This is a genomic window from Sporosarcina thermotolerans (genome assembly GCF_042658975.1).
Lineage (GTDB): Bacteria > Bacillota > Bacilli > Bacillales_A > Planococcaceae > Sporosarcina > Sporosarcina thermotolerans.
Genome location: NZ_JBHSRM010000029.1, coordinates 1 through 19,075, shown reverse-complemented (window position 1 = coordinate 19,075; position 19,075 = coordinate 1). Strand labels below are relative to the sequence as shown.

Annotated in this window: 22 protein-coding genes and 1 tRNA gene; 8 read left to right on the top strand and 15 right to left on the bottom strand. The window is 42.9% G+C overall.

What is annotated here, in order from left to right; genetic code table 11:
* The first annotated feature begins 41 nt into the window (after window positions 1–41).
* The 5 genes from ACFPZG_RS17930 to ACFPZG_RS17910 all read left to right on the top strand — a co-directional run bounded on the left by ACFPZG_RS17930 (window position 42) and on the right by ACFPZG_RS17910 (window position 5,213).
* On the top strand, window positions 42–743 hold the full coding sequence (locus ACFPZG_RS17930; RefSeq protein WP_283733609.1) for a response regulator transcription factor: 702 nt from the start codon (window positions 42–44) through the stop codon (window positions 741–743).
* Window positions 740–2,155, top strand: coding sequence for a sensor histidine kinase (locus ACFPZG_RS17925; protein WP_283733608.1), 1,416 nt, complete (start codon window positions 740–742; stop codon window positions 2,153–2,155). The genes ACFPZG_RS17930 and ACFPZG_RS17925 overlap by 4 nt, the downstream gene beginning before the upstream one ends.
* Before the next feature lie 350 nt (window positions 2,156–2,505).
* On the top strand, window positions 2,506–3,048 hold the full coding sequence (locus ACFPZG_RS17920) for a hypothetical protein (protein ID WP_283733607.1): 543 nt from the start codon (window positions 2,506–2,508) through the stop codon (window positions 3,046–3,048).
* A 355-nt stretch (window positions 3,049–3,403) separates the two neighbouring features.
* Window positions 3,404–3,955: a hypothetical protein gene (locus ACFPZG_RS17915; protein ID WP_317940519.1), complete on the top strand. Its 552-nt coding sequence runs from the start codon at window positions 3,404–3,406 to the stop codon at window positions 3,953–3,955.
* Between the two features lie 538 nt (window positions 3,956–4,493).
* A complete protein-coding gene (locus ACFPZG_RS17910) occupies window positions 4,494–5,213 on the top strand; it encodes a hypothetical protein (protein ID WP_283733605.1) in 720 nt (239 codons plus the stop codon).
* 203 nt (window positions 5,214–5,416) lie between these two features.
* Here the strand turns inward: ACFPZG_RS17910 and ACFPZG_RS17905 are convergent, their stop codons facing one another.
* The 4 genes from ACFPZG_RS17905 to ACFPZG_RS17890 form a co-directional block, all read right to left on the bottom strand.
* Window positions 5,417–6,028, bottom strand: coding sequence for an alpha/beta hydrolase (locus ACFPZG_RS17905; protein ID WP_317940518.1), 612 nt, complete (start codon window positions 6,026–6,028; stop codon window positions 5,417–5,419).
* Between the two features lie 109 nt (window positions 6,029–6,137).
* Window positions 6,138–7,328: a DUF3238 domain-containing protein gene (locus ACFPZG_RS17900; RefSeq protein WP_283733604.1), complete on the bottom strand. Its 1,191-nt coding sequence runs from the start codon at window positions 7,326–7,328 to the stop codon at window positions 6,138–6,140.
* Window positions 7,329–7,411: 83 nt separating this feature from the next.
* Window positions 7,412–7,651, bottom strand: coding sequence for a hypothetical protein (locus ACFPZG_RS17895; protein ID WP_283733603.1), 240 nt, complete (start codon window positions 7,649–7,651; stop codon window positions 7,412–7,414).
* A 12-nt stretch (window positions 7,652–7,663) separates the two neighbouring features.
* The gene (locus tag ACFPZG_RS17890; protein WP_283733602.1) at window positions 7,664–8,215 is read right to left on the bottom strand and encodes a histidine phosphatase family protein; all 552 of its coding nucleotides are present in this window, start codon (window positions 8,213–8,215) and stop codon (window positions 7,664–7,666) included.
* A gap of 121 nt (window positions 8,216–8,336) precedes the next feature.
* Between ACFPZG_RS17890 and ACFPZG_RS17885 the strand changes: the two genes are divergently transcribed.
* On the top strand, window positions 8,337–8,528 hold the full coding sequence (locus ACFPZG_RS17885) for a gamma-type small acid-soluble spore protein (RefSeq protein ID WP_283733601.1): 192 nt from the start codon (window positions 8,337–8,339) through the stop codon (window positions 8,526–8,528).
* Window positions 8,529–8,614: 86 nt separating this feature from the next.
* On the opposite strand, the gene ACFPZG_RS17880 is transcribed toward ACFPZG_RS17885, so the two are convergent.
* The 8 genes from ACFPZG_RS17880 to ACFPZG_RS17845 form a co-directional block, all read right to left on the bottom strand.
* A complete protein-coding gene (locus ACFPZG_RS17880) occupies window positions 8,615–8,764 on the bottom strand; it encodes a hypothetical protein (protein WP_381428278.1) in 150 nt (49 codons plus the stop codon).
* Complete coding sequence (locus ACFPZG_RS17875) at window positions 8,761–9,759, bottom strand: alpha/beta hydrolase (protein WP_381428276.1); 999 nt, start codon at window positions 9,757–9,759, stop codon at window positions 8,761–8,763. Before ACFPZG_RS17875 ends, ACFPZG_RS17880 begins: the two co-directional genes overlap by 4 nt.
* Window positions 9,760–10,105: 346 nt before the next feature.
* Complete coding sequence (locus ACFPZG_RS17870; protein WP_283733599.1) at window positions 10,106–10,267, bottom strand: YfhE family protein; 162 nt, start codon at window positions 10,265–10,267, stop codon at window positions 10,106–10,108.
* 67 nt (window positions 10,268–10,334) lie between these two features.
* Window positions 10,335–11,111, bottom strand: a complete 777-nt coding sequence (locus ACFPZG_RS17865) for a 3-hydroxybutyrate dehydrogenase (protein ID WP_283733598.1) — start codon at window positions 11,109–11,111, stop codon at window positions 10,335–10,337.
* Window positions 11,112–11,135: 24 nt separating this feature from the next.
* Entirely contained in the window at window positions 11,136–12,428 is a 1,293-nt protein-coding gene (locus ACFPZG_RS17860; RefSeq protein WP_317940516.1) for a DUF4179 domain-containing protein, read from the bottom strand.
* Window positions 12,421–12,945 (bottom strand): RNA polymerase sigma factor, encoded by a 525-nt coding sequence (locus tag ACFPZG_RS17855; protein ID WP_317940515.1) that lies wholly within the window; start codon window positions 12,943–12,945, stop codon window positions 12,421–12,423. Before ACFPZG_RS17855 ends, ACFPZG_RS17860 begins: the two co-directional genes overlap by 8 nt.
* Window positions 12,946–13,041: 96 nt before the next feature.
* Window positions 13,042–14,733, bottom strand: a complete 1,692-nt coding sequence (locus tag ACFPZG_RS17850; RefSeq protein ID WP_381428272.1) for a ribonuclease J — start codon at window positions 14,731–14,733, stop codon at window positions 13,042–13,044.
* Between the two features lie 47 nt (window positions 14,734–14,780).
* A tRNA-Asn gene (locus tag ACFPZG_RS17845) sits at window positions 14,781–14,852 on the bottom strand.
* Between the two features lie 158 nt (window positions 14,853–15,010).
* Here ACFPZG_RS17845 and pgeF point away from each other — a divergent pair.
* On the top strand, window positions 15,011–15,778 hold the full coding sequence (pgeF, locus tag ACFPZG_RS17840) for a peptidoglycan editing factor PgeF (protein ID WP_283733595.1): 768 nt from the start codon (window positions 15,011–15,013) through the stop codon (window positions 15,776–15,778).
* A 250-nt stretch (window positions 15,779–16,028) separates the two neighbouring features.
* On the opposite strand, the gene ACFPZG_RS17835 is transcribed toward pgeF, so the two are convergent.
* Genes ACFPZG_RS17835 through ACFPZG_RS17825 form a run of 3 tightly spaced genes read right to left on the bottom strand, consistent with a single transcriptional unit; the run spans window position 16,029 to window position 18,267 of the window.
* The gene (locus tag ACFPZG_RS17835) at window positions 16,029–16,700 is read right to left on the bottom strand and encodes a GNAT family N-acetyltransferase (protein ID WP_317940514.1); all 672 of its coding nucleotides are present in this window, start codon (window positions 16,698–16,700) and stop codon (window positions 16,029–16,031) included.
* Window positions 16,701–16,715: 15 nt separating this feature from the next.
* On the bottom strand, window positions 16,716–17,369 hold the full coding sequence (locus tag ACFPZG_RS17830; RefSeq protein WP_283734563.1) for a GNAT family N-acetyltransferase: 654 nt from the start codon (window positions 17,367–17,369) through the stop codon (window positions 16,716–16,718).
* Window position 17,370: 1 nt separating this feature from the next.
* On the bottom strand, window positions 17,371–18,267 hold the full coding sequence (locus ACFPZG_RS17825) for a carbon-nitrogen hydrolase family protein (RefSeq protein WP_317940513.1): 897 nt from the start codon (window positions 18,265–18,267) through the stop codon (window positions 17,371–17,373).
* Between the two features lie 228 nt (window positions 18,268–18,495).
* On the opposite strand from ACFPZG_RS17825, the gene ACFPZG_RS17820 reads away from it, so the two are divergent.
* Window positions 18,496–19,075, top strand: a 580-nt coding sequence (locus tag ACFPZG_RS17820; RefSeq protein ID WP_381428269.1) for an RNA-guided endonuclease TnpB family protein, incomplete at its 3' end; no start/stop codon positions are given.

Here is a 19,075-nt window from a genome sequence, read left to right as displayed (position 1 = left end):
AATTTCAAGTAACATAAGGTTGGTGAAAAGAGGGAATTTCAATGAAAATCCTTGTAATCGAAGATAATGAAAGTGTCTCTTCCATGATTGAACTGTTTTTTGAAAAGGAAGGGATCAAAGGAGAGTTTGTGAAGGATGGGTTGAAAGGATATAAGCGGGCATGCTCGGAAGATTGGGATTGCCTAATTATCGACTGGATGCTGCCAGGGATGGATGGAGTGTCAATTTGCAGGAAGCTTCGTCAGGGACAGGTTCCAGTGCCGATTATTATGCTTACGGCAAAAGACAGTGAATCCGACCAAGTACTTGGACTCGAAATGGGCGCAGATGATTATGTGACGAAACCATTCAGTCCTCTTGCACTAATGGCACGTATCAAGGCCGTTACACGACGCTATACGGTTTTGAAAGAGCCGGAACAGGATGAAACAATGTTGAAAACGAACCATTTTACAATAAATACGATGACCCGAGAAGTACTATTGGATGGCAGGCCAGTACCAAACCTAACACCGAAAGAATTTGATCTACTCCACTTTTTCGTCCAACATCCAAAGCAAGTGTTTTCACGTGAACAGCTACTCGATCGTGTGTGGGGCTATGACTTTTACGGCGATGACCGAACGGTGGATGTGCATATTAAAAGGTTAAGATCGAAAGTATCAAAGGCGAAGCAACCTTTTTTCCATACGGTTTGGGGCGTCGGCTACCGCTTTGACGAGACAATCGGTGATTCCGAATGAAGATCAAATACTTCTACCAACAACTAGCGAGTCATTTCAGCGTCATTATCATCGCGTTTTTAATTCTTAGTTTGCTGTTCTCACATTTTGTCGAGCAATTCGTCTATGACAATAAAACAGAGGAGCTTGCCACATACGGAAAATCGATTTTAAGCGATATCGAACAAGTCCAAGGCAGTTCAAGGGAAATATTGAAATCATACGGGCATGTGTTGGAAGGTCGGGATATCCAATACAGTTTGTTCAATGAAAAGTCTGCAATCATTTATTCCACTGGTTTGAAAACTCCATTGATCGAATTAAATGTAGAAGAATGGCGAGAATTGCAAAATGGCAAGGCAATCACAGTGAAACAGGAATACAAACGATTCGAGCAAGACGTCACCTATGTCCTACTTCCCTACTTTCATCGAAACCAGTTCGTCGGCGGTATTTTATTAACGTCTCCCATCAAAGGCTCAAGGGAAATCATTTCTCAAATGAATAGCTATTTGATCTACACGACTTTCATCGCACTAACCATCGCTTTATTGCTTAGCGGAATATTATCGACATTCCACGGCAGGCGTATTAAACGGCTGCGCTCCGCTACCGCAAATGTTGCGCAAGGAAATTACAATGTGCGAATACCGACAGAAGGCATCGATGAAATCGGTGAACTTGCCGGGGATTTCAACGGAATGGTCGAAAAGCTTGCAGCGTCCGCTGAGGAAATCGAGAACCTGGAAAATCGACGACGGCAATTTATGGCGGACGTTTCTCATGAATTAAGGACACCACTCACGACAATCCGCGGCATCATCGAAGGTCTGCGGAACGATATGATTTCGGAATCGGAGAAGGAACGCGGACTTCACCTTGCAAGCAATGAAACCATGCGACTGATCCGTCTTGTGAATGAAAACCTCGATTACGAAAAGATTCGTTCCAACCAGGTGGTGCTTCTTAAGCAGAAGATTCAGCTTGGGGAATTACTTGAAATCATTCAGGAACAATTAGAGGATGTAGCAGATGAACGCGGAGATAAAATAATTGTAGAAGTTTCGCAAGAAGTGTCTGTCTTTGCGGATTACGATCGACTTACACAAGTGCTTATCAATATTACGAAAAACAGCATTCAATTCACGGAAAATGGAGTCATCAGGCTACGGGGGTATACGCGGGATGATCGAACAGTCATTGAAATTGAAGACACAGGCATCGGAATGGATCCCTTGGAGATCGAGAAGATTTGGGGCCGTTTCTACAAGGCGATTGACTCACGGACGACAAATCCGTATGGCGAATTCGGGTTAGGGTTATCAATCGTGAAACAGTTAGTCACATTGCATGGCGGTACGATTACTGTGGAGAGTGTGAAAGGTGAAGGGACGAGATTTCGGATTGAGTTGCCGATGTGGGAGCTTCCTTGAGCGCGAGAGGCTGATTTTTGAGCGCGGGGCCAGCTTTCTTGAGCGCGGGGCAACTTTCTTGAGCGCGGAAGATACTTTCTTGAGCGCGGGGCAGCTTTCTTGAGCGCGGAAGAATGGACCCTTACGAGGATTAATGGACCTTGAGCGCAAAAGAATGGACCTTAACGTGGATTAATGGACCTCGAGCGCTAAAGATTGGACCCTGCCGGGAATTAATGGACCTTACGCGCGGAAGAATGGACCATTACGAGAATTAATGGACCTTGAACGAATAGGAATGTCAGTCCGTTTCATATATAAGATTACTGTGGTACGATTTGATTGAGTAGTCTGAAAGAAGAGGTGTTCCTATGAGTTTCATCGCGTGGATAATCGTAGCTTGTGAGATTGGATTCTGGCTCGTCATTGCTGCTGGATTGATCACCCGGTATATTTTCAACCGAAAACGGATTGGCCTATTTTTCCTTGCCCTCACCCCGGTCCTTGATCTTTTTTTACTGATTGTTACAGCAAGTGACTTATACAACGGCGCAACCGCAACACAGGTTCATGCCCTTGCAGCGATTTACCTCGGTGTGTCCATCGCATTCGGTAAAAGCATGATCCGTTGGGCGGATGAAAGATTTGTTTACTATATAAAAAAACAAGGAACGAAACCGGCACGAAGATCAGGAATGGCTTATGCAAAACATTCCTTGAAAGGCTCCTTGCAACATGTGCTCGCTTTCATCATTGGCGGTGCGTTCTTATATCTTATGATTTACTGGATTGACGACCCGGATAGAACCCAATCCCTTTCGGATATGCTGAAACTATGGTTACTCATTCTCGGTATCGATTTCGTCCTTTCCATTTCATATTTCATATGGCCCAAACCGGCAAAAACAAAATGATTGTACACAAAAAGCTGAGCCTTGATGGTAACGGGTTCGGTTGATGGGGAGAAAACGATAAAAAAAGCAGCATTTGGGGACACAATTCGCATATGAATTGGTATCCCCATTTCTGTTGTTATATCAATGTTTAAGGTGTTTTCTTGAATGAATTCGCACCTTAATCGGTAGGTGAATTAGTGGCATCGCATAAATTTATGTGCCACTGCCAATTAGCTTGCTAAAACGCTTGTTAATTGTTTATGGTTACCGTAAAAATATAATTTTGAAATGAAAGAATACTTTGAAGGATAGAAGAGGTTATGTGTTAAAATAGATTATAATAAGTAGATGATTTTCAGATTGGAGGAAACCAATGCAACTATTCATACTTGGTGTACTGCTTGTATTTGCTAAACTTAATTTGCAGTTTCTGGACACAGGGGTATTCTTTTATGCAACGAATACAATTGGATATATTTTGATTTATTTCGGTTTGAGACAATTGCATCGATCGTTGCCAAGCCTTAAGCGTATACAGCCTTTTGTCATATTTATGGTGTTTCACAGTATTGGATTTGCCATTTTAAATGGAACAGGAAATTCAATTGCAACAATCCCACTTTCAACTGGATTGGCAACAGTTTTAGTGCTTGGTCTCGCGCTACTTGCTGTTGTCGGTATGTTAATAATTTTTTATATCCTGCATAAGCTTATTATGACTTTGCGTAATGAAGAAAATTATCTATCCACTTACTCACGTATGAGAAATTTCGATAAGGTCCTTGGGTTATTTATCTTTCTTGTAGTTCTTACAGGAGTCCTTTTCTTCGTTCTACCAGCGGTGTCTAACGTGTCGATGCTTTTGCTCCTTGTGGGAGAGCTGCTTTTTATCTTTAGTTTCTCAACAAAAGTAAGAACTGTATAGGCGAAAATAGATCGTTTGGCAATACAATTGAATCGGCAAAACAAGCATACTTTTATACCGCAAAAGGGTGCGATTGAAGGAGTGGAAAACACACAAATTCAAAAATATGGTATAAAAAAACGCACAGACATTACTGTGCGTTTTTTATGCCTTTTTTACCGTTAATTCGGGTGTGAATCATACGCTAATTTAGCTGCTAATTGGGATGCGTTTTTGTGTTTTCTCCCCATCAACCGAACCCGTTACCTTGATGGATCGGCCTTTTATAATACTTAAAAAAACGTATAAATCCCTTGAAAGACGCATAAAAAATTTTTATGCGTTTTTGATGCGATTTATGTGTAAAGTTATGGTTTTATGCGTGTCTGGTGCAATTTATGCGTGCATACGAACAGCTTATTCTGTAAATGTTCTTGTGTACCATTTCGCAGCCGATTGACAGACCGTTTATATTTCACATATGGAAGGACGCGGATCTTCCATTCTATGGTAACATACAATTAAACAACAGCTGTATGAAAACGAGGGGATTAGGTAGTTGAAAAAAAGATGGGTACTATTCTTAATAGGGGTAATTTTATTTCTTAGCTCTCTTCCATTAACTGCGCAAATGGCAATGGAAAAGACACATACTGCTAAAATGCATAATCGTTACGACCTCCATATTATTAGTCACAGATATCCACCACCGAAATCAACGTTCCTCTATAAGGATCACACTGTAACGGTTGAAGAAACGCCAATTGATAAGGAAAGTTATACGGATCCTTGGAAATATACTATCGCTTTTGCCGATTTATCGGTCGTTGTCAATGGAGAACAAATCGATAAATTGGAGCAGTACCCTATACGGATTGAAGAAGAAGGATTGGCAAGATACTACGGCAATATTTCTTTTATCATCCTGAAAGATAAACGGAGAGATGAAGAAAAACTGTATATGATTTTAAAGAAAACTAACGACCCCATTGAAGTGGGGATTACTATTGACCCAACGATGTTAACATACGATTTATATAGTATTAACGAGGCAGGCCATTTGGAAGGAGAATCGTTCAGCTTCACCAACCGTAATGCCTTGCAAACCCTATTATTGAATAATAGCGGCGCCTCTCCATTTGCAATTGGTTATTATACGGATGCTTGGAATTGGATGCCATCTATTTTATTCCCATTCATCTTCCCGTTTTTCTCATTCTTTGTCGGAGTCCTTTTAATGATTCGATTCCTCCCTTTCAAAAGACGAAAACAAACGTAAAAAGCCGGCCCACACACGGGGTCGGCCTTTTATAATACTTAAAAAAACGCATAAATCGCGTGAATAACGCATAAATCCCTTTAAAGACGCATAATAAATATTTATGCGTCTTTAAGTATGTTTTATGCGTAAAATTTTCGTTTTATGCGTGTCTAACGCGTTTTATGCGCGTCTGGTGCAATTTATGCGCACCTACGAATTACTTACTCAGTAAATGTTCTTGAATACCATTCCGCAGCTGCGTCCACTTCTGTCCTTGTCAACGAATGGCCATTCATCTCCCAATGAACTTCCGTCCTCGCACCCGCACCAACAAGCAATTCATCCAAATCAATCGTCTCCTGTGCTGGACAAATCGGATCATTCTTCCCTGCTGCGATGAACACGGGAACCCCGTTCAATTTAGGCAATTCAATTCCGCGTCTCGGCACCATTGGATGATGTAAAATTGCACCCTTCAATGAATCCGCATAATGGAACAATAAACTTCCCGCGATATTCGCACCGTTCGAGTAACCGATTGCGACAATATTCGACCTGTCGAATCCATGCTCAAGAGCTGCTTCATCTAAGAATGCATGCAATTCATTCGTTCTGAAGATTAGATCCTCCTCGTCAAATACACCTTCAGTAAGACGGCGGAAAAAGCGTGGCATCCCATTTTCCGACACATTACCTCGCACACTTAATACAGAGGCTTCCGGGTCAATCATCCCCGCAAGCGGTATCAAATCCTGTTCCGTCCCACCAGTCCCATGTAATAAAAGTAGAGTCGGCTTTGATTTATTAATCCCTTGCTTGAAAATATGCTTCATTGTAAATCCCCCTTTATTGTAAACCGGATGTACAAAACATCCCGCTCGAATTTTATCTTGAATTCGAGATAATTATAACAAGGTATTATTCCGTTGTCAAAACTTCCAGTCACTCAAAGTTCGTACAGCGCCAATAATGATAAGCGATTGCGTCTGACATGAAGGCGAGCCCCCTGCTTTCAACTTGCAGGATGGAGCGCCATCTATCGCCTCGTCCTTTTATTAAATAGATTTCATGGTGAGGCGCCGGGTCGAAGTAGCCTGACATATCGAAAGTGCCCTCCCTATTAAAATCGGCAGTCACCTCGTAGTCAATTGAAGGGGCAGCGGCCAAAGGATTTCCAATGCAATGCGTCAGTATAAAGCCACTTTCCCCTTTCCCACGATCGGTTCGTTCCATTGTAATACCATCAGCGGATGCTTTTGCTTTCTCCCTGAAACGTTTCAAATGATCATATGCGATTGAAGGGCCCACCTCTTTCGTGAATCTCATCGGCTCTCCCTTTTCATCGTACGCGAGCTCAATATCTACACGGGTTCGGAACCCTTCCCCAGTTGGATCAAAACCACGTCCGTCACCTTTAAAAAAGTGATTGGGCGAAAGTGGATTCGGGTTTCTTACCCATTCGTCAGCCAAGAATGTTGTATAGCGGAACCTCCATTGATCGATGGATTCCGGCTCCTGTTCTCGCTCATTCATCGGTCGAAGAATCGTTTTAGGTTTTCCGATCAATTTAACCGTTGTGAATGTCTCAATTGCAGTTTCGGATCTTGATGCAGTCAGTGCTCCAAAAACATTGGAAAGTGCCGACTTCATTGATGCAAAACGCTCGCCCGATTTATGGATTGGACGCCTTGAACGAATCAAATACACATATGATTGGTCCACATCAATATCACGGTCAATGAATCGGTTCGTATTCACCATTCCAATGAACTCACCGTTTCGGTAAATGCCATACCCGACAACATCGTTGATCTCCTCCCATGACAACGCAATTTGCGTCTTTGCGACAATCGCTGTCACAACAAGCGACTGCAAAGGATTTTCGATATTTTTCTCCATCGCAAATGCGGAAGTTTGCATAGCCATTACATCTACTACTTGATTGTTTTCGACACGTTCAATTAAATATTGATAAACCTTGCCGTCTTCGAGATCCCCATCCTGGAACTCTGCAGCATCCCCTTCATAGAGATGCTTGCCGTCTTTATATACATTGTAAAATCCACCAACGTCATTCCATGCGAATGAGATTAAGTCTGGCTGGTGTCTCACTGATCTTATTTCAAAAAGCATTCAGAATCGCCTCCTTCCTTTATGTTGGGGTATTTTATGGATGTCTAAACATCTTCAAAACCAAGAAAAAACCTGCTTCAGATTTATTCATCTGAAACAGGTTTTTCCTCGGTCTTTTCTACAAATTTCGCCGCTATTTTCCGACCAGTCATTAGCGAAACTGGAACGATAACGATAAGAACAATGATTACAGAGATGATATCCGTTACTGTCGTCGAAGAAAAGAATTGATTGAAAACCCATTGAAACGCTTTGAAATAAACCCAAAATGCCAACACCGAAAAAAAGATCGATAATCCGTAAACCCTTTTTGTCGTGCTCAATCTACACTCCCCCTAAATCAAAACATCATCTTTCCAAACCCGTTCAATAACTGTTGCGGCCCTACCTACTTGAATACAATAAACATCAGGATTCGTCAGTGCCTGCCATTCCTCAAACCCAATCCCGTCATCAAAACTTTTCAACAGCAAGGACATTAGATTTCCGTGTGTCACTAAAACTACCTTCGAACCAACCGGTAGTTCATCCACCACTTTTCGCGCACGTTCCATCGCCTCTTCTGTTGACTCCCCACCTTCAAACTTCAAATGGACATCCAGGAAAGTTTCCTCTAATTTCACCAACCAATCTTCAAGATATTGCGAGCTCAACGTTCGCTCCGCAAGCCTACTATCTTCCTCATAATAAATCCCTTTCAACTGAGCGATCGGCGCGGCTGTCATTCTCGCTCTGACGAAAGGACTTGTCACAATTCGATCTACATCGATTTCATTGAAAAATGCCGCCAACTTTTCAGCCTGCATAATCCCTTCAGCAGTCAAACCCGCATTCGCTGCCTGTCCTTCAGCCGAACAATGCCGCACAATATAAATAGTCTTTTCCATTCTTCCCACCTCCAAATCTATTTTCCCCTCCGTCGGATTAGAAGAAACATTTAGATAGTTATAATAATAACATGAAAACTTTATTTGGTGGAATGCTAATGCAACATAGGAGGTGGAGAGTATGAATGAACCGAAAAAACTTACAGAAGCTGGGACGGATATCGATGAAGTGAAGCGTCAAAATGCTAACTCCGGACTTAGCTATAACGAGATAATGGCAATCATAGCCCATACTAACGGCAAAGGGACCGCTCAATATAGCGACACAGATCCTGAAGAGGTGAAGAGACAGATTCACCGGGATAACAAATAATATGCCATTGCCGGGCTCTGTCAGACAAAACCAATACGTGCCAAAGGTCCTAAAATGACCATATATATTGGGAAATGATCGATATATCAAGGGAAATGATCGATAAGTCTTTTGAAATGATCGATATATGCTGGGAAATGATCGATAACAGTTGGGAAATGATCAATAAGTTTGTCCGGAAAATCAATTTCCAAAAAAATAGCAGGTTCCCAGTCAAACGGGAACCTGCTTTTCATTTTAAATAGCGGTCAAGGAAATGATGGACCTTCACTTTATACGTCTCGCCGGAAAGTGCATAAGCCTCGCCATGATTCGCATTAGGTACAAGGAAAATCTCAGCATCGCTCGAAGTCTCTTCGTATAATTCCTCCGCCATCTCCGTCGGGACGAATGAATCGCTCATCCCATGGATGTAGAAGATCGGGACGGACGCTTTCTTCACTTCTTTCAACGCGCTTGCTTCTCTAAATGAATAACCTGCCCTGATTTTCGTTAAGGCACTTGTTCCATCCAACAACGGGAAAGCAGGCAAGTGGAACATCCGATTCATTTGATACGTGAATAGTTGATAAACAGATTGATATGGACTATCCGCAACAATCGCTTTCACTTGACGGGGGATCTCCTTCTCACCGCTTGCCATTAGTACAGTTGCAGCACCCATCGATAGCCCGTGGTATGCAATTTCCGTTTTCGGACCTAACTTTTGTACTAACAGATTCGTCCAATCTATCACATCAAGGCGATCGTGCCAGCCGAATCCGTAATAATTTCCTTCACTTTTCCCATGCCCTCTTGCATCTGGCATGAAGATATTATAGTCTAACTCATTATGATAAAACTGACCGAACAGCCCCATTTGTTTTGCGTGACCCAAATAGCCATGCGTCAAAACGACAAGCTTATTCGTTGGTTTGGATGCGGGTAAATAATAGCCTGTTAGCTGCAATCCATCACGCGAAGTCAGATGTAGAGTTTCAAACTTCTGCGCTTTTACCCACTTTAACCAATCACCATTCAGATAAAGATCCATTGACTTCTCTGACACTTCCAAATCGGCATTCCCCTGCAAGAATTCCTTAGGGCCACGCTTAATCGCCAATTCATAGAAAAAGAAACTGCCAGCAACTTGAATCACCAGGAAGACGGCTGCAAAAAGAACCAATAATTTCTTCCAATTTATTTTAATCATGCTCATTTCCTTTACTTTTATATCTATTATGATGCTCAATCTAATTATATAGGAAAATAAAATAAAATTATAGATGAAAATGAAAGTTTATAAATTAAATAATGGTGGATTGGCGGCTTTTAACCGGGGGAAATGCGTTATCACCGACTTTGCAGTGTTTATCACCGACTCTTGGTAGTTTATCACCGACTCTCAGCCTGTTATCACCGACTTGAGCGACTTTATCACCGACTCGGTTCAATTCCTATCTTTTGGCGAGCCTAAATACAACTAATCTTATGATTGCAATTGGAGTTTTATTAATCGAACACAGTCTTTGTGTAAAGCAAGGCATAAAAAAACCACAACCGATTGCAGGGGGATGCAATCTGTCATGGTCTTTTTATTATTGGTCTTTTTCTTGTTTTTTATTCCCTATTTGGTTCCCTATTTCTTTCGCAGCTTTGTCTGCACTCTTAAATTCCTTTGCATACAACACTTCTTGCGTCGAAGATAAACCATTATCTTTTACAGTCAGCGTTTCATGAGGCTCTTTCTTTTGATTCATAGATAAATCTCCTTTCGTCTATCTACAAATCAGTTTTCCCATATTGCTGTAATTTATCCGATATCTATTACTGTGCCGTATAGCCGCCATCCAATACAATTGCCTGGCCTGTTACACCCTTCGCTTTATCGCTTGCTAAAAATACGGCATAGTCCGCAATTTCTTGCACGGATAACAATCTTTTTTGAGGAACAAGTGGATAGATGACTTCTTCAAACACCTTTTCCAAAGGTACATTTCTTGTTTTGGAGAGATCGGCAAGCTGCTTTTGAACGAGTGGCGTATCGACGTAACCCGGACATAATGCATTGACTGTAATTCCAAAAGGCGCCGCCTCAAGTGCAGATACTTTCGTCAACCCGATGACACCATGCTTCGCACTGTTGTATGCAGCTTTCCCAGAAAATCCAATAAGCCCATTGATGGATGCCATATTGATGATCCGCCCGAATTGCTGTTCTTTCATAAGTGGAAAAGCTTTTTTCGTTGCAATGAAAGGTGCAGTGAGCATCACTTTTATAAGAAGTTCAAATTTATCAGTAGGGAATTCCTCAAGCGGAGAGACATATTGCAAACCAGCATTATTCACCAATATATCGATACGTCCAAAGGTATTAATCGTTTCATCAAAACTTTTTTCAATATCCTCTTCTTTCGTTACATCACAAGCGACTGCCAATGCTTCGTACCCTTGCGATATCAGTTGCTCAACTGCTGTATCCGCCGCTTCTTTATTTAAATCGCTTATGACGACTTTGGCCCCTTCTTTCGCAAACTCCCGTGCAATTGCCAACCCAATTCCGCTTGCTGCGCCTGTTATTAATGCTACTTTTCCCTTCAACATGAAAACGCCCCCTTTTGTTTTAATTCATTTTACAGTAATTTCAATCAATTCGCCAACTGGTTTCATATGGTGCATTCCTTTAATCATCATAGATTCAGGCACTGCATCTGTGGGAAATAGCAATGTACGCACCTTCACAATCCGTCCATCTTCAAGCTCCTCATAGTCTTGTCTGACGGTCGTCTTTAGTGGGAATGAACCCCCTTGCCCCATAACTGTGACACCGTCTAACATGACATCTTCATCGGTCGCTATTCTAACCTCAAGCATACCGTCCGTGATCGATACATCTCTCACCCAGATCTCTTTCTCTTTGACAAGGTGAGGCTGCCCATCTAGCGGGTCAAGCGGAATTTCTTCATTAACGGTCGTATAGCCGACAATCTCATTAATCACCAACTCCAGGGAGTCCAGCTTCTTTGGCAAGGAATCAAAGCTAAATTCAATGTCTGTGTCGTATAATAAAGAACCGATTCCTTTAGAGCTCGAACTACCACTGATCACTTCGCCAAGGGGTTTGCCATTTGCATACAATTCGATTCCACCGTAAGGATTAAAGACTCGGCTGGCATTCGTCACCTTTGCTACCGCTGTAATCTTCGTCACTGTAGGTGTAGCGGTAATTGTCTTGAACTTGATTTTCCCTTTGTCGACTTTTATTGTTTTGTTTATTTTCTGTTTGAGTTCTGTCTGCATAGCTTTGTTCGGGTCATACGGGAATGTAATCGAAGAACTTATTGATGTTCCGCCATCAAAGTCCGTCCACTTTGTATATTCTAACGTCAGTTTTTTCGCAAAAGGGCTGACAGGTTCGAAATACATCTGCCCTTTTATTTCGGATTTTTCTTCATTCCATATGGATACCCCTTGTGCCCTATTCGAATCTGTGAGAAAACCTTTGATGCGCGCAAAAGGGATATCTTCATCTTCAGATGTATTCGAAAGCGTGTAATAAAGTATGAACTGATTGGCATCTGTCATTATGCCATCCACCGTCAATTCAGTACCGTCTTCCAATGCTACACTTTCCCCGATGAGTTGACCCATTCCTTCTTCATTCAATTCGGCAAGTGTGCTACTCATAAGTTCATCAAACCCCATTATTTTCTTTCCGTAGAATGCTAAACCATTATAGTTATAGCTGACTAAACTGAAGAATAATAGGGCCACTGCCGCCAGTAACCACATCGGTTTTCGTCTCTTTTTGACGGGAACACCATCGAGCGCTTGCCTGAGCCGGCCTTCCAATTCCACTGGAGTAGTAACACTTTCCAACCTTTCCTTCTCTTCAGCGAGCCGCTTTTCAATCTCATTCATGGGATTCACCCCTATACTGTTCTTTTATTTTCTTCAGCCCTTGAAAGACCCTCGACTTCGCGGTCCCAACGGAAACATTCGTAATCTCGGCGATCGTTTCATAATCCAAGTCATGTAAATACTTTAATTGGATCGCTTCCCTTTGATAATCATTTACCAACTCAAGCATGTCTTGTATTTCCAGTTGCTGCTCCCTTTGCTCATGAGGGTTATGGGAGGATTCATGTTGTTCCCATTCCTCTAACAAGACGACTTTCCCCTGTTTCTTCAACATCAGCTTGCAACGGTTCACAAGGATGGTTTTACTCCAACTATAAAAGGCATCTTCTTTTTTTAACTGATGCATTTTTTCATATAGGCTGACGATCATATCTTCCATCGCATCCATCGCGTCATGCGGATTTCCCGTGTACGTTAGGGCGAGACGGTAATAGTCATCCTGCTGCGCCATTATCAGCTCCAGCAATGCTTCTTTATTCCCCTTTTTCGCTTTCTTCACTAATCGAACGACATTCACAATCTCACCTCTCCCCTATAAGAGTCATCATACCGTAGAAAAGTTCATTTTTATTTTCCCCAATAAAAAAACCACGATTTCTCGTGGCTTTTCCAATCAAATTTCAATTATAAACGGCAAAATCATCGGTCGTTTTTTCGTTCGGGCAAAAAGGAGCTTTTCGACGGATCTCCGAATATTGTGTTTCAGATCATTCTTTCTACCTTTACTCAGTTGCTCCGTTTCAGTTTTTTCAACAATCGTGACAACCAACTCATTAAGTTCTCTGAACAGATCCTCCGCTTCCCGCTCATAAATGAACCCGCGAGAAACCGTATCAGGTTTCATGATCAGTTTGCCATCAGATTTGCTGATTGTCATGATAATAAGAAGCATCCCTTCCTCAGCAAGAAGCTTCCGGTCACGCAAGATAATCTTTCCGACTTCCCCGATGCCCATTCCATCGACGAAGACGTGTCCTGCTTGAACACTTCTTGTTTGCCGCGCAACAGACTGCGCGATATCAACGACGTCCCCGTTGTTGATAATAAAAATATTTTCTTCTTCAACGCCGATGGATTCTGCCAATATGCGATGTTGTTGCAGCATACGGTATTCACCATGAATGGGGATGAAATACTTCGGTTTCATCAATGTAAGCATCAGTTTTAATTCTTCCTGGAAACCGTGTCCAGAAACGTGCATCCCTGACGCACTTCCAGATCCATAGATCACTTTCGCTCCAAGAAGGTATAAATTATCGACGATGCGCGAGACGCTTTTTTCATTCCCCGGTATTGGGCTTGATGCAAAAATGACTGTATCTCCAGGTAAAATGGAAGCTTGCCTATACGTTCCCGTCGATAATCGTGAAAGCGCGGCCATCGGTTCACCTTGGCTACCTGTACAGATGACAACAACTTGTTCAGGATCCATTCCATTTATTTGATTCGCATCAATCAACATGCCTTCAGGGATCTTCAAATACCCTAATTCCTCCGCGACAGAAAAGACATTCACCATGCTTCTCCCAAGCAGTCCGATTTTCCGGTTCGTCTTAATGGCAGCATCGATGATTTGCTGAAGCCGGTGGACGTTTGAAGCGAATGTCGAGATGAAGATCTTTTGATCAGCCTTTCTAAACGCTTCTTCAATATGCTCCCCGACAATCCGTTCCGACAACGAAAAGCCCGGGCGTTCAGCGTTTGTGCTTTCGGATAAAAGCAGCAAGACACCATTCTTCCCGATTTCAGCCATCTTATGAAGGTCCGCATAATCCCCGCCGACCGGCGTCAAGTCGAACTTGAAATCACCCGTATGCACGACGGTCCCTTCCGGGGTTTGAAATACAATCCCCAAACAGTCGGGAATACTATGACTTGTTTTGAAGAAGGAAACGGTGATTTCACCGAATTCAAACGTGGATTCGTTATCTACTAAAACGCGTTCAGTGTCCCTCAGCAACCCGTGTTCCTTCAATTTCAGCTCGATTAAACCTAGCGTCAACCTTGTTGCATAAACGGGCATATTTAATTGTTTCAACAAATAGGGAATCCCGCCGATATGATCTTCATGGCCATGCGTCACAAGCAATGCTCGGATTCGATCTCTATTTTCCTGTAAATATGAAATATCCTGTATGATCAAATCCACACCTAACAGGCTTTCATCAGGAAACTTTGAACCGCAGTCAATGACTAAAAGATCGTCACCGTATTCAAGCACATACATATTTTTCCCAATCTCATTAATACCACCTAAAGCGAAAACTGATAACATTTTAGTCGCAGTCAACTTCAAGTCCTCCATTCTTCTACAATTGCAGAAAAGCCCCTTCGAAGAAGAGGCTTTTTGAACTCCGAAAGTAGGACTCGAACCTACGACCGATCGGTTAACAGCCGATTGCTCTACCACTGAGCTATTTCGGAATAAAACGATTACGAACTTATAGTAACCAATGCGAATAATATTATTCAGCTCATCCAGTTTTTCCAATCATCAATTTATTCGGTATTTGGGACGAAAACAAGAACAACTGTCATGGTTGTCCAGTAAATAATCGAGTATAGTAAGAACAGGTGATGATATGAAAACAATACTTTATATGGACAATGAAAAATTCATTGCAGGAACGACACTGAAAGACAAATCAGCCTCGGAGTTCAACAATATGGCGTTTCACGCTTGCATTAATCCTGAATCAGTAGTAGAAAATCGAAAGCGGCTATCCGTTTCATTGGGCTGTGGACCTCAAGATTTTGTCTGTGCAAGTCAAACGCATAGCGCGAATTTCCATAAGGTAACTGTTGCCGATAAAGGACGAGGTGCGGAAATTGGAGCCACCGCAATTCCAAATACGGATGCGCTTTATACACTTGAACCGAATATTGTACTCTGCAGTTTCACTGCGGATTGCGTTCCAGTAATGTTTTGGAATGAAGTGAATGGTCTCATCGGCGTGATCCATTCCGGTTGGCAAGGTACCGTCAAGGAAATTACGTCGAAGCTGTTCAATCATTTAAAAACTGTTGAGGCATGCGATTTAGAGGATTTCCGCGTGCAAATCGGCATGGCATTGAGCCAGGAGAAATTTGAAGTGGATGAGGATGTGTACTTGAGGTTCAAAGCGCTTGGGTACGCGGATGAATTCATGTATTTCAATAGCGAGACAGGAAAGTATCATATCGACAACCAGAAAACTGTGAAGAAACAATTGGAGTTGGCAGGCGTTCCGAAAGATCGGATAACAACTGATCGAACATGCACCTATTTGAGTGAGGATGGCTTTTCATACCGCCAAGATAAGAAGGCGGGAAGGCATTTGAGTTTTGTGATGCGGAAAGCCATAGAGTAAACGAACGGTGGTTGGATAAACGAGCGCTTCCTGGAATAAACGAGCGGATTTGGAATTAAACGAGCGCTTTTAGAAATAAACGAGCGGATTTGGAATTAAACGAGCGTTTTCCAGAATAAACGAGCGGATTTGGAATTAAACGAGCGCTTCCCAGATTAAACGAGCGGATTTGGAATTAAACGAGCGACTGCTCAATCATATTCTATAAAAAACAGGTGAGGAAAATGATTTCCCTCACCTGTTTTTCCCATTACAATGGAAGCAACGCAACTGTTTCCTTCTGCTTCAACCCGTCCACCATATCAAGCCATTGCTGCGGCTTATTTGGAAGGACTGAATAATAATCAGACAAGAAAGCGACAATCCAATATGACGGGATTTCCGTGACTTGCTCATCCGTCGGCATGAAGCAGAAGTCCAAGCCTTCCACTGCTTCCCCATCATTTTTCCACGATGGGTGAACGTATGCGAAGTCAAGACGCTTGTAGCCAAGATGTGAAAGTACTTCCCGCCTCACATACGGATTCATCGCCATCACACCGCCGAATGCGAAGTCTTCGCGCTCGTACGGGTTATAAATTTCCGCGAACATGCCGAACAACGTCTTCCCATTTTCTTGTGCCAATCGATGCAAATCTTCTTCGCGCTTTTTCGCCAGGAATCGACCGATGCCAAGGCCCGACTGCCCGATAATCGTGAAATCCGTCATCGCAATATTCCAGTCAGGATAATAGCGATATTCCGTCGCCCCAACGACTTCCCCTTCATGCACCGCAACAAAGACTCGGATACTTGGATCTTCAAGAGGCTCTTTCCACAATTCAAATTCCAACACCTCTTCAGGCGGAAAAATCTCACCTAACAAGTTGTGCATTTTCGCGAATAACGGATCCTCAATATTGTTCACACGAATAAATTCCATCTCTATATCCCCCTATCAATCCATACGGAACGGATTTTTCCACTCCATTAATAACGCATAGTTATGCGACTCTTCATCATCCAAATAGTTTTCGATCAACGTGACGGGCATGCGGCCACAGCGAAGCAAGAATGTAATGACGGGATCCTTTAAAGAACCCTGGACGATCTTTTCCACATACTGTTCAGCAGACATTTCCCCAGCGAACTTTCCGTAACCGGGCATTCGCCCGCCGCCAAGCACACGCTTCACATCAAGCTTCACCGCAAGTTGGTATATCGCCTGCATCATCAATTTGCCAAGACCCGCTTTCCTGAATTCTGGACTGATGCAAATATCGACGATATAAAGTGTATCGCCAGCCGGTTCATGCGTCCGGATATAACCATTATCCGTCACATCTTCCCATCTATGTTTCGGTTCGTCCGGATTGAAATTCACACGCAACCCCGTCATCGACCCTATAATTTTGCCTTTGTATTCCACACAGATAGCACCTTCCGGAAAAAGGCGGACATGGTTTTCAAGCTGCTGTTCATTCCACCAAAGCTCCTCCGGAAATGGTGGTGGAAAGCATTCCGCCTGCAGTGCAATCATGGCGTCGAAATCGGCGTGCGTGTAATTGCGGACAATGACAGGAATGAATGTCCCTCCGTGAAGGACCATCATCTCACTGTGATATGCCACTGCTCTCGCTCCCGACTGGTTTTGCTCCCCAATCCGTGTATAGATCCGTTCTACGGTCTCTCCAAGTCGTCACAGAACCTTTCTCCCGCACTTCATATAACAGGCTCAAATCCAAATCCGCGGTGACAAGCATATCTTCATTCAATTCGCCTTCCGCAGCCACCCCTTTTGGTGGGAACGGAATGTCATTCGGTGTGATGATAGCGGCTTGCCCGAAGTTCGCACGCATGAAATCGACTGTTTGCAACGAACCAACCGTTCCTGTAAGCACGACATATACTTGGTTTTCGATGGCGCGCGCATGGCTCGTATACCTGACACGATGGAACCCATGCCTATCATCTGTGCAAGAAGGACAGAAAATGACATCCGCGCCAGCCGCTTTCACCATCCGGACGATTTCCGGAAACTCGATGTCATAGCATGTCAGGATGGCAATCCGTCCCTTTTCCGTATCAAATACTTTTAGCTCATCGCCCGCAGCCATATTCCAGCCTTCTATTTCGAAAGGAGTGATATGCAACTTCGCTTGCTCTTCCACCGTGCCATTCGGGAAGAACAGATGCGCGACATTATAAAGGCGCCCCTCACGCTCTATTACATGAGTGCCGCCGATAATATGCATCTTCGTTTCTTTTGCGAGTCTCGTAAACAGCTCTAAATATTGGCTCGTGAAGCTTGGCAGCGCCCCTATTGGCAACGCCTTACCGTTTTCATCACCAATGGAAAGCAGCTGCGTCGTGAAAAGTTCCGGGAATAAAACAAACTCAGCATCATATTCTTGCGCATTGCGAATATAGTGCTCACATTGCATTGCAAACTCGTCAAACGACGAAATTGAATGCAAATGATATTGCACAGCGGAAACACGAAGTTTCATTACATCAACCCCCTATTTACACGTAATAAGCAACATCATAATATATGTATGGTGTAAAGTCATTCATTATTTTAACAATTCTCCGAAAGAAGTCTCCCTCTTCAAGCGTGTGAAGGGTGAAGCCCAACGGTAAGAGGGAGACTTCTTTCGGTTGGCGATAGCCAACACCTCTTTTGATTGATATAATAGGAATAGGTATTCCCAATCTTCTGAAATGTGGTGATTTGAGTGGCAAATAAAGCATACAAATTTCGAATCTACCCGACAAAGGAACAAGAAGACTTTTTGGTCAAGACTTTTGGATGTGTTCGATTTGTCTACAATAAAATGCTCGCGGAACGCAAGGAAACCTATGAAAAACTCAAAGATAACATGACATTACTGAAGAAACAGAAGCTTCCGACGCCCGCCAAATATAAGAATGAATTTGAGTGGCTCAAGGAGGTTGATAGCCTGGCACTCGCTAACGCCCAGTTGAATCTGCAAACAGCGTTTTCCAATTTCTTCTCAGGCAAGACTAAGTACCCGAAATTCAAGAATCGTAAGTCAAGGCAATCCTACACGACAAACATGGTCAACGGAAACATCAAGATTCTGGATGCCCACATCAAACTACCGAAACTTACACCCCTTAGAATGAAACAGCATCGCGAAATCCCTTCACATCATGTCATCAAGTCATGCACAATTTCCCGTTCTTCCACAGGGAAATACCATATTTCCATACTCACAGAATACGAACACAAGCCCAAGAAAAAAGAAATCAAGCAAGTAGTCGGATTAGACTTTGCCATGGACGGCCTGTTTG